Source organism: uncultured Corynebacterium sp. (assembly GCF_946998835.1).
Classification (GTDB): Bacteria; Actinomycetota; Actinomycetes; order Mycobacteriales; family Mycobacteriaceae; genus Corynebacterium.
The window spans coordinates 1-10780 of record NZ_CAMQAZ010000047.1; the positions used below are offsets into that span (position 1 = coordinate 1).

Annotated in this window: 6 protein-coding genes; all 6 read right to left on the bottom strand. The window is 56.0% G+C overall.

Going from position 1 to position 10780, the window contains the following annotated elements; genetic code table 11:
- The coding region (locus tag Q0U90_RS10985) for a DEAD/DEAH box helicase family protein (RefSeq protein WP_297454997.1) at window positions 1-2104 on the bottom strand (2104 nt) is incomplete at its 3' end.
- Window positions 2105-2113: 9 nt separating this feature from the next.
- Window positions 2114-4093, bottom strand: a complete 1980-nt coding sequence (locus Q0U90_RS10990) for a site-specific DNA-methyltransferase (protein ID WP_297455000.1) — start codon at window positions 4091-4093, stop codon at window positions 2114-2116.
- Window positions 4094-4115: 22 nt separating this feature from the next.
- Complete coding sequence (locus tag Q0U90_RS10995; RefSeq protein WP_297455003.1) at window positions 4116-7019, bottom strand: SNF2-related protein; 2904 nt, start codon at window positions 7017-7019, stop codon at window positions 4116-4118.
- 60 nt (window positions 7020-7079) lie between these two features.
- Window positions 7080-7988, bottom strand: a complete 909-nt coding sequence (locus Q0U90_RS11000; protein ID WP_297455007.1) for a copper transporter — start codon at window positions 7986-7988, stop codon at window positions 7080-7082.
- A 91-nt stretch (window positions 7989-8079) separates the two neighbouring features.
- Window positions 8080-9264 carry a putative cytokinetic ring protein SteA gene (steA, locus tag Q0U90_RS11005; protein ID WP_297455010.1) on the bottom strand — a complete coding sequence of 395 codons (1185 nt, stop codon included), beginning with the start codon at window positions 9262-9264 and terminating at the stop codon, window positions 8080-8082.
- A gap of 25 nt (window positions 9265-9289) precedes the next feature.
- A partial coding sequence (gene recN, locus Q0U90_RS11010; RefSeq protein WP_297455013.1) for a DNA repair protein RecN occupies window positions 9290-10780 on the bottom strand: 1491 nt, incomplete at its 5' end.

A 10780-nucleotide genomic window follows, 5' to 3' on the forward strand; every position in this document is an offset into this window, starting at 1 on the left:
CTTCGAATTCGCGCGACTGGAAGTACAGCTGCTTGTTCAGCTTGCGTGTCGTTCGAGCACGCTTCGGTTTTACATAATGCTCTATATTCGCACGGCGCAGTACCTCGATGACTGCCTCTTCCACGGGGCTGTACTCTGCTGCCAGGCCTAGGGAGAAGTCATCGGCATCCGGGGTGAAGGATGCGGTGACATAGCCGTCTTTGTTGAGGAAGCCACGCTGTTTCAGGTGTTCCCAAATCTCAGCGGATGTGGTGAACCCTAAGTTTTCTTGCTCTTCCGCGTCGGGTTTCGGCAGCTTGGCAAAGTCGCCTTTGCGGATGTATCCGATCGCTACACCGGCCTTTTTGTATTCGTTCTGAAGGTTGGAGGCGAACTCTTGGTAGGACTCATTAGCAACGACAGTAAGTTGGGCAACAGAGCGGTCTGCTACTCGTTCACCGTTCTGGTCCACAGGTAGTCTCAGACCGCGACCGATTGTTTGGCGGCGCTCGGTCTCAGATCCCATTTCACGCAATGTACAAATCTGGAATACGTTCGGATTATCCCAACCTTCACGCAGCGCAGAATGAGAGAAGATGAACCGTACGGGTTCGTCTTCGCTTAGCAGTCGGGCCTTGTCTTTCATAATCAGGTCGTAGGAGTCATCATCCTTAGCTTCATCGCCTCTTGTATCGCCAAACACTCCCTTTTTTACCTGCGAGAAGTATGCGCGCCGCAGCTCAATCGGATCCTGAGGAAGCAGGTCTTTGTAGTTCGGGAATCGGTTTCGTTCTTCGATGAAGAGCTCGTCGAACCACTGGGCGAACTTGCCGTTGGCAGTGGTGTTGTCGGCACCGTCTCCGAGGTAGCTAGCCACTTTATCCACGAAGAAGAGGCTCAGCACCTTGATGCCGAGCGGTCGCATCAGCGATTCCTTGCGGAAGTGCTCGCGGATGGTCTCGCGGATCATTTCGCGGTACACAGTCTCGTCGTTGCCGCCGATCGCTTCGCCGACTTGGAGAATGCCGTGGTTGGTTAGCTCGATAAACCCGGGACCGTCAAGGTTGATCTCATTGATTCGCCAGTTGTTTTCGTATGCGGGATTACCCGTGATCTTCTCGAGGTCTTGATTCTGCTTCACTTTCTTCACTTGGCGGTCCAGCGATCCGTCCTTCTTACGGCACACGAGCTCGAGGCTCGCTTGCCATGGATTGCTGTCGACGGAAAGAAGCTTGATGTACGGCTTGGCGTCCCCACCATGCTCCGTCGCTTCCGCCACAACGATCTGCTTGACCAGGCCCAACTCATGAGCATCAACCGGATCCAGGCGGTAGGTGACGTTTCGGGTTTCGCGGTGTGTCGCGCTGTAGCGAAGGATGAACGCTGGGTCCATTCCTGCCAGAGCCGTCTTGGACAGCTCAGACTCCATGTTCTGTGGCTCGTCCATGATCAGAATCGGTCGTGTTGCGCGCAGGAAATCGATCGGTCGCAACCCGTTGAGCTTGTCGCGGGTTTGGTTCATGATCAAGCTTTTCGCGCGGCCACGCACGGAGCCGATCGTCATAATCATGATCTGAATGCTTGTCGACGTCGCAAAGGATTGCACCTCCTCGGCGTTCTTACCGCTGTAGACCATGTAGTCAAACGGCGACGCGGGGTACAGCTGACGGAAGTGATCGTGCATCAGCTCGATGCTTGTCTTCACACCTTCACGGATAGCAACGCTGGGGACAAGAATGACGAACTTGGTGAAGTTGTACTTTTCCGCCAGCTCAAAAATCGTGCGCAGGTACACGTAGGTTTTGCCGGTGCCGGTTTCCATCTCGATGTCGAACTGGAGACCGTCAATAAGCTCTTTTGCAGGTTCTAGTCCCTGCTCGTTTTGCACGACCTTGAGGTTCTCGAGCACCGTTGCTTCATCCAGCAAGAAATTGTTGCCGACGGCCCCAACCTCTTCACTGAGATCTATGTCAAGCGCCTGGTTACTGGTCTCTGGCAGAACTCGTTCGGTGTGGAACGTTGTGAGAAAATCTCCGGCGTCGTTCGGCTGACCTTCGAACAGGTCGGTGACTGAATCAATCGCCTGAACCTGGTACTCCTGCTTGGCATCAAACTTGAATTTCATGTTGATCCTTTACGCCGTCCAGAGCTCGATGCCGTTGGTCTTGCAGATTTGCGCCAGGTTAGTTTTCAGCTGGTCGTCGCCTTGGAAGGCATCCTCGAGCATGATGAACTGAGCTGGCTTGACCTCCATAGCTTCACGAAGCTGTGCCAGGGTTGGTTTGGTGTGTTCGTCGAGGTACGCGAGCACCAGGGTGTCTTCTTCGCCGTCTTCGTCATCGACTCGGACCACCGCCTTATACGACAGACCGTCGATATCGCGGTCGCGAATCTGCTCGACCAACGAGTGGCCCTGCTTGATTAGGATCTCGGTGAGAAGATCATCAGGGGTTGCGTTGTCATCGGCACTTTCACGGAGATCCAACAGGCGTTGCTCGAGTTCAGTCGCATCGGTGTCAGAGCCGGTACGCCACTTGGTGAAGTTGGTGTCGGCGAGCTTGTAGGAGCGGAAGCCTATGTCTAGTGGGGTGTTGTCGGATGTGTTCTTACCCAGAAAATCTGTCTTTACGATTTCCCCTGAAAGATCAATTCGTTGACGCGAGAGATCAGCTAATGTACCGGTTCCTTCTGCAGCTGGCTCTGGAAGTTGGACCATGATGAAATTGCGGTTGGAGTTACTCTCCGCGTTTAATTCGAGCACGGCGTGGGCTGTGCTGCTGGATCCCGCGAAGAAATCAAGAATTGTGTCGGCTTTGGTTAACGAAATTAAGTATGCAATTAATGACACAGGTTTTGGATAGTCAAATTTCCCTTCGCCTAAAATGCGGTCTACTTCAGCTGACCCCTCTTCATTGGTGCCAACTTTCACTCCGGAGCTTCTTTTTGAAGGGGCGTGTGATCCGTTGGTGAAAATTATCTCTCTAGGTGATTCATTAAAGGCTTTACCATCAGCATAAATGGCGCGGATCGCAAATGACTGCGTTTTAACCCAAAAGGTTGTTCCTTTGCGGGCCTCTTCATCAATTGTCGTCTGAGACCATCGTGAACAGAACTTCAACCGAAGATCGTTTGTATTCCAGCCATTTTTGACCTCAACTGGCGCCAGGAGTGCATATTTAGGATCCTTTGAGCTTTTGTAAACGCCATCAGATAGATTGAACTTTACTGATCCTGCAGGAAAAACCAACGCTCGTTCAGGGTTTGATCTATTGAAAAGAGGAGCGTCCTCAAACTCTTCTTTAACATACTCAACTAAGAGTTCTTTTTTCCCTGCGGTCTTTCGGTCGTATAAGTTTCTAGCAAAACAGAGCGTATGGTCGTAGTTCGAATACGTATTTATCTTTTGCCGTCCGAAGTGCTGCGTCTTCTCCCAGATAAAATCTGCTATGAAATTACGTTCTCCAAATACTTCGTCGCAGATTTTGCGAAGGTGGGCGATTTCGGCATTACCTATGTTGATGAAAATTACTCCATCGTCGTGGAGAAGATTTTTAGCCAGCTTCAACCGCGGATACATCATGTTGAGCCAGTTGGAGTGGTACCGGCCCTCGGACTCGGAGTTGGACGAGAGCTTCTTGCCGTCTTCGTTGACCTGCTTAGACCACTCGAGGTAGGTCTGTAGGCCCTCTTTGTAGTTGTCGGGGTACACGAAGTCTTTGCCGGTGTTGTACGGCGGATCGATGTAAATCATCTTGATCTTGCCGTGGTAGTGCTTCTGCAGAATCTTCAGCACTTCGAGGTTGTCGCCCTCGATGAACACGTTCTTTGTGGTGTCCCAGTCTTTGGAGTTTTCCTTATCCGGGCGAAGCGTCGCAGTGGTTGGGGTCTGCGCTGCGCGCATCGCACGCTTCTTACCTGGCCAGAACAGGCCGAAGCGTTCGCTGGTGTCTGCTACGTCCCCCCCCCCTAGTAATTCTTGGAGTTTTTCGACGTCAATTTTGCCGTCGGCAACCGCTTCCGGCACCAGATCAGCGAGCTGCTCGGCTAGCTCGGTACGGAAATTAGGGCTGCTGCCAGGAACTTCGTTGATCATATCTCGCTCTTCGCTCATCATTCTTCCTTTTGACTACCTTCGTTTACGCCTTGATCTGCCACCGGATAGTGAACAGTTCTTTCTCAGACCTCTTGCCCTGAAGCGACTGCCTAATCAGAATAAGCAACTCGTCGACATTGTCGCGCAGGTTTCGCTTCTCTTTTCGATATTTGTCCTCGACCGAATCGATCTCGTCGTCAAGATTTCGCGCCTTCTTCTTAAACCTCAGCTGCTCCATCGGGTCGTCGGCGTGAGTAGCTTTCCTGCGTAGGTCTTTCCGCTTCTTCTCAAGCTCGCGGACAGCTTTCCTGCGCTCCGTGTCGAGGTCAAGGATCTGACTTTCAAGCAGCTCCTCTTGCTGGTTGTAGTAGCTCGAGTTGCGGTGCTGGACTTCTTTTTCCAGAGAATCCCGCTGCTGCTCGATCGCTGCCGCAAACAGGTCCGCGTTGAGCGGCCCAGCTATATCCAACGTGTCGACGACGCGCAGATCCATCATCTCTGCTGCATCTTCTTGGTTCAGTACCTTGCCGGAATCGGTGATGCCTGCAGCGAGTAAGTAGCTCTCGGAAATATCGCTGTCGTTGGCTTTCATCCTGAATGTCAAACCCCGGACAACCAGGGATCCAGACTGTCCGGCCAGTTCCTTCATACGGGAGCTGACGCGGTCGGACTTGCTGATGTCGAACACGAGCGTCTGGCACGGCGTGTCCGCCGTCAAAGCGCCATCGATGACGTACTTCGCAAGATCGCTGTGATAGCGGTACTGCTTGGAATTACCGCTTGGCGAAGACTTGAAGTGGTAGCGGCCAGTCGCAATGCCGACAGACGGTGACGTGTTCAGGACGAAGTTGCGTCCGTCGCCTTCAAACGTTGCCTTGCCTTGCAAACGGTTGATGGTGAGTAGGAGGAGTAGGCGCTCAAACTTGTTCAGTACCTCGCCAGACTGCTCGTCGTAGGACTTCAAGCGGTCACGCACTGACGGATCAAGGTTGTCGAACACCTTCGCTTTCGCTTCAGCCATGTCCTTGCTCACAGTGGCGGCGTACTTCTTCTCAAGCTCCTTGAACGCCTGATTAATCTCGTCAGCAGTGCGGTAGCTGTCGTAGATCTTCGCAATCTCTTGAGCGAAATCGAACCCACTCTCAATGCGGCCCAGTACTTCGTCACTGGCTCCAAATACGCTGTCGAAGAGGTGGAACTTGTTCTCCAGCAGCTCCAAGATACGCGCCTCAGCCGCGTTGCCTTCATTGAAGAAATTGACGATGACGACGTCGTGCTTCTGTCCATAACGGTGAATACGGCCGATACGCTGTTCCACCCGCTGCGGGTTCCACGGCAGGTCGTAGTTGATCAGCATCGAGCAAAACTGCAGGTTGATGCCTTCGGATGCGGCTTCGGTCGCGATCATGATCGTGCCGGAGTCACGGAAGTAGTCAACAAGAGCTTTTCGACGATCTGCCGCCGGGTTGCCGGTAATGACGTCGCTACCATCATTCTTTGTGAGCCACTCTTGGTAAATCGCAGTCGCCTCAGGCGAATCGTTTTGGCCGTTGAACAGCACCAGCCCTTCCCCGTACCCTGCTTGCCGTAGCGTTTCCGCGATGAAGTTTTGGGTGTCGCTGTACTCGGTGAAGATGATGGCCTTCTCCGGGGCACCGACCTCACGCAGCCGCGCGAAGCCACGCTCAATGGCCTCCCCGAGCTTCAGCGACTTCTGGTTCTGGTGAATGGACTCTGCTAATGATGCATATTCGTTGAGCTCATCAATCTCACGCTGTACTTGCTTGCGGGCCGTTGGATCCGACCAGTCTTCACTCCGCTCGACGAGGTCACCGAAGGCCTCATAAGCTGCTTGTTCTTCATCAAGCATATCGCTATCGAAATCGAACAACGGTATACGTCTTTTTTGGAGTTGACCAGCTGCCAGTTCCTCCGCCAGCCGATTCGCGGTTCTGCGAAGAGTAATCCCTACGGCGTACGTCGAAGACCCCAGTCGCTTGCGCAAAACCTGCGAGGACAGCGCTCGTTGCGAATCGTTGAAAGCATACAAAGTATCGCGCTGGAGGTAAGTATTAACAAGGTCATAAAGATCCTGCTCGGTCTGTGAAGGCTGGAACTTCACAGTCAATGGGTCACGCTTTGTAAATCGAATGTATTTCTCAGCATCACGCCGTAGGGTGCGCTTAGTTAATTGGCCAACGCGTTCCGCTAAGTCATCGGGGCTGAACTCCGTGCTCCCTGTTTTTACGTACCGTTCGCGGAAGACATCAATTGAGCGAAAATACTCCGGATCGAAAATGGAGACAAGCCCGTAGATTTCTTCAAGGCGATTCTGAAGTGGGGTCGCCGTGAGCAACACGACTTTGCTTGCGCCATCAAAAACCTCACCGACCGAATGCGCTACTTTGGCGTATTGCTTACCTTTATAAACATTGCGCAGACGATGCGCTTCGTCGGCAACCACCAAGTCCCAAGTGCGCATCAGGTCAGCTTTGTTCTGCTGAACAAATTCGTAGGAAGCAATCAGGACTTGACCAGGCTCCTTGTTAGCCAAGAGTGAGGCCTTGGACTTCGAGTCAAGCAGTTCGGATGGGATTAGAAACTTCTCGTAAAGCTCCTGTTTCCACTGTTGGCGAAGACTCGCGGGCGCGATAATAAGGATCCGGCGTTTACGCTCCGCCCAATACTGCGTAATAACAATGCCCGCCTCGATCGTCTTACCGAGGCCGACTTCATCAGCCAGTATGACGCCTCTTGTCGCATTCCCCTTCAACGCGAACAATGCTGCTTCAATCTGGTGGGGCTTAGGCTCCACCTGAGCGTCGAAAAGCAGACCAGCGAGCTTACCAACATGGTCGTTGGCGTAGCTCCGCTCCAACTCGTGAGCGAAGTACTTTGCCTGATGGTTGGAAAGACTTTCGCCAAAACTTATTCCTGGCGACTCCATGCTTCCGCTAAATGAAGCAGGTTGATTAGGGCCACTTGCCGCTCGATTCGACATGCCCCTTTACCTCTTAAGATCCCCAACAACCCCAACCTGTCCCGCAGCATCAGACACAGCGTCCACACGCTTCACAGCGGGGTCAGCACCCCAGCGCTCGTCTGGCAGAGCACTAACGCCTTCGCGGCCGAAGCCGTCCGTCCCCACCACAACGTGACCAGCCACGTCGTCGCCAGCACCGAAGCCCTCAGCCAGCGCCACCGCCAAATCGGCAACCAGGCCAGCACCGAACTCTGGGTCCTCGCCCTTGTCAATCGCGGCGCGCGAGACAGTGCCGTGATTACCAACAATCACAATGCCAGCAGCCGGGCGTAGCGTACCCTCGTCATACTCGACAAAGCCGCCGCCCTTTAAGGCCTCCAGCAGTAGCTTTCGGTCAGCGGCAGAAGCCCGCTCTCCCCCATCCTTATCCAGCTCCAGCACTGGAGCCAACGCCTGACCAGCCTGGCGGCCCGGCTCACGGCGCTCCGCATCCAGCTGCACATCGGCCGGCAGCGAGGTAGCGACAATATCCTTCAACTCATCCGCACCCGCGGAAGAGAGGAACTTATCGGTCAGCTTCAGCACACCCGCATCCGGGGCGCCCGCAGCGCGCAGAGTCTCGGAAACCCCTGCAACCTGCTCCTCTGTGGCATCGGGAGTAGAGACAACTAGGACCGGTACGTCCTTCAAGGAGTCCTTGACAATCTCCCCGACGATGGGCTCGATGATGCGGTTGGCTTCATCAGCACGCGCTTCCTGTGCATCAGCACGTGCGACGGCCTCATCGCGCTCAGAGGCGGCACCAGTACCAAAATCAATGCCAGCACCAGCGGGGTTTAACACATAAGCACCCAGCGCAGCACCTGCCGCAACGCCGAGGGCAGCGCCTGTCACACCGGCTGTAAACTTCCCGCTCCTGCGCTTCTTCGCCATCGCCTGTCCCTTTTTCCTTTCGCCGACGCCTCAATCAGCTCTGACAGCCGAAAACTTTTAGGCGCTCATAGTGCTCTAAATGCCGCTAAAACTACTTAAACAGCCCCTGGAACCACAGTGCAATCGAGTTCCACGTATCAATCAGATTCTCAGTGACAGAGCCATCGCCGGAGGTACCAGCGATAGCGAAAATCACCGCTATAGCCACGAAGATAGCCAGGATTGCCCAGGCCACACCGAAACCACGGCTATTGACCTGGTAGAGGTCGGCGACCATGCGACCGTCGACGAGCTTCTCGCCAACCTTCAACCGCGACAGCAACGCCGACGGCACACCGCTTTGATTCTCAGCGTGGTAGATGCTGTCAATGTTCTGCGGGGCACCGACGGAGACGACCATGTCGGCCTCGTGATGCGCGGCGAACACCAGCGCCAAGTCAGTGGCGGAATCGGACAGCGCCGGGAAGGTCATGGCACCAATGCCGAGGTCCTGAATGCGCTCAAGACCCACCGCGTGACCGTCCGGGTCAGCGGGTAGAATCACGCAACCGGCAGACCGCAGCGCCTCGGAGTTGATGTTCTCCGGATCGCCAATGATGTAGTCCGGTTCGTACTTCAGGTCAAAGAGCGTGTCGGCACCGGTGGCGACGCCGATGAGAAGCGGCTCGTACTCGCGGATGAAGTTCTTCAAGTCTTCCAGCGTCTCGCGGTGTCCCGCACCAGGGCTGACCACAACGACCTTGCGGCCACGCAGCGGCTCCGTCTCGTCCGGAATGCCCAGGCCATCGATGTAGAGCGGGGACTCAATCTTGGCGAACTCCACCAAGTTGCCGGAGAGAGCCTCCAGGCGGTCGATCATGCTGGTGCGCCCCTCATCAAAGGCGCGCTCAAGCTCAGCCTGGTCCACCTCATCGCCCTGAGCAATCAGGCGGTCACCGTGGTAGAGCTTGCCGTCGTCAAGCCTGCCCTTCTTGCCGTCCTTGAGCTTTCCAAAGACCTCGTCGCCGACGTTCTGCACCATCTGGATTTCGGCATCGCGCATCATCTGCGGGCCGTAATTCGGCACAAAACCCGTGGTAAACGCGCCTGTGTTCACTACCGCGGCGACCTTGGCGTCAATCAACTGCTGTGCCAATGGACGCGAGATATCCGGCGCATCGATCACCACGATGTCGCCTTCGCCCATGCGCTTGAGCGCACGATCCAGGCGGGAACCATCACGCACAGTCCCCGAAATGCCAGGAAGATCTTTTTCGTTCCGAGAGAACAGACTCATGGCACTTAGTGAAACATAACTGCAGCTACTTGGACGTGAAGGCGCGCCGAGCTTGATCCAGAAGATCTTGCGCGTGCGCCCGTCCAGAGCCCGAATCGTCCAAGCCCGCCATCATCCGCGCGAGCTCGTCAATACGCTCCTCATCGCCCAGGCTCGTCACCTTCGACGACACCGCACCCGAGCGCGCATCCTTACTGACCACCAAGTGGGTATCCGCAAACGCCGCCACCTGAGGCAAGTGCGTGACGACGATCACCTGGTTATTCACCGCCAACTGCTTCAGGCGCTTACCAATTTCCACGGCCGCGCGCCCACCAACACCGGCATCGACCTCATCGAAAACCATTGTGTGCCCGGCCTGTCCTTCGGCGAGGACAACTTCCAATGCCAGCATGATGCGGGAGAGCTCACCGCCGGATGCCGATGAGGCCAGCGGGCGCGGCTCGGCACCCTCATGGGCGCGGAGCTTGAACTCAATGTTGTCCACGCCAGCGGGGCCAAAGGTGTCGGCCTTGGTAATCTCCACCACCAGCGAAGTGTGTGGCATAGCCAGGCCCTTGAGTTCCTTGGTCACGGCCTCTTCCAGGTGCTTTGCGGCCTTTGCACGAGCCTTGGAGAGCTTCCGCGCGGTGGTGCCGAGCTTCCTTTCCGCGGTCTTGATCTCCGCGGTGAGCTTGTCCAGGGCTTCGCCGGAAACATCCAGCGTGGCGAGCTTACGCTCCGCCTTATCCCGCCAGGCCAACACGCCCGCGATATCCGGGGCGTACTTGCGGGTGAGATTCTTAATCTCCACCTGGCGCTGCATGAGCTTGTCCAGGGATTCGGTTTCCTCCGGCAGGCCAGAGAGAAACGCGCCGAGGCCAGCGGAGATTTCCGAGAGCTGGCTGGTCAGTTCATTGAGCTGGTTGGAAAACTCGGTGAGTTCCTCGTCGTCTGCGGCGGCGAGCTCGTTCGCGGCGGCACCGAGGAGTTCGGCGGCACCGGAGTCCTCGGTGGCGGTGTCCATGCCAGTCGTGCTCACGGCAGCGGCGCCGTCGATGGCGGCAAGCGCCACGGCAGCCGCATCGCGCAGGCCATCCAGGTCCTGCATGCGGCGGATCTGGGAGGCCAGGTCCTGGTCTTCGTCCGGCTCGGGTGAGACTGCGTCGATTTCTTCGATGGCGAAGCTGAGCTGGTCGGCACGCATGGCCAACTCGCGGCGCTTGGAGGTCTTCTCTTCCAGTTCTTTGACCAGGGAGCGCCAGTGTGCGCGCTGCTGACGGTAGGTCTCCAGCGTTGGTGCGATGGTGTCGGCATCCATGCGGTCGATGGCCGCACGCTGCTCATCAGCGCTTTGCAGACGCAGCTGATCATTCTGGCCATGGATGGCGATGAGCCGCGTGGAGACATCCGCCAATGCCGCAGCCGAGGCACTGCGGCCCCCAACCCACGCCCGGGAGCGTCCCTTCGCGGAGACCTGACGGGCAAGCAGGTACTCATCATTTTCATCACGCTCACCGCCGAGCTCGGCGACCAC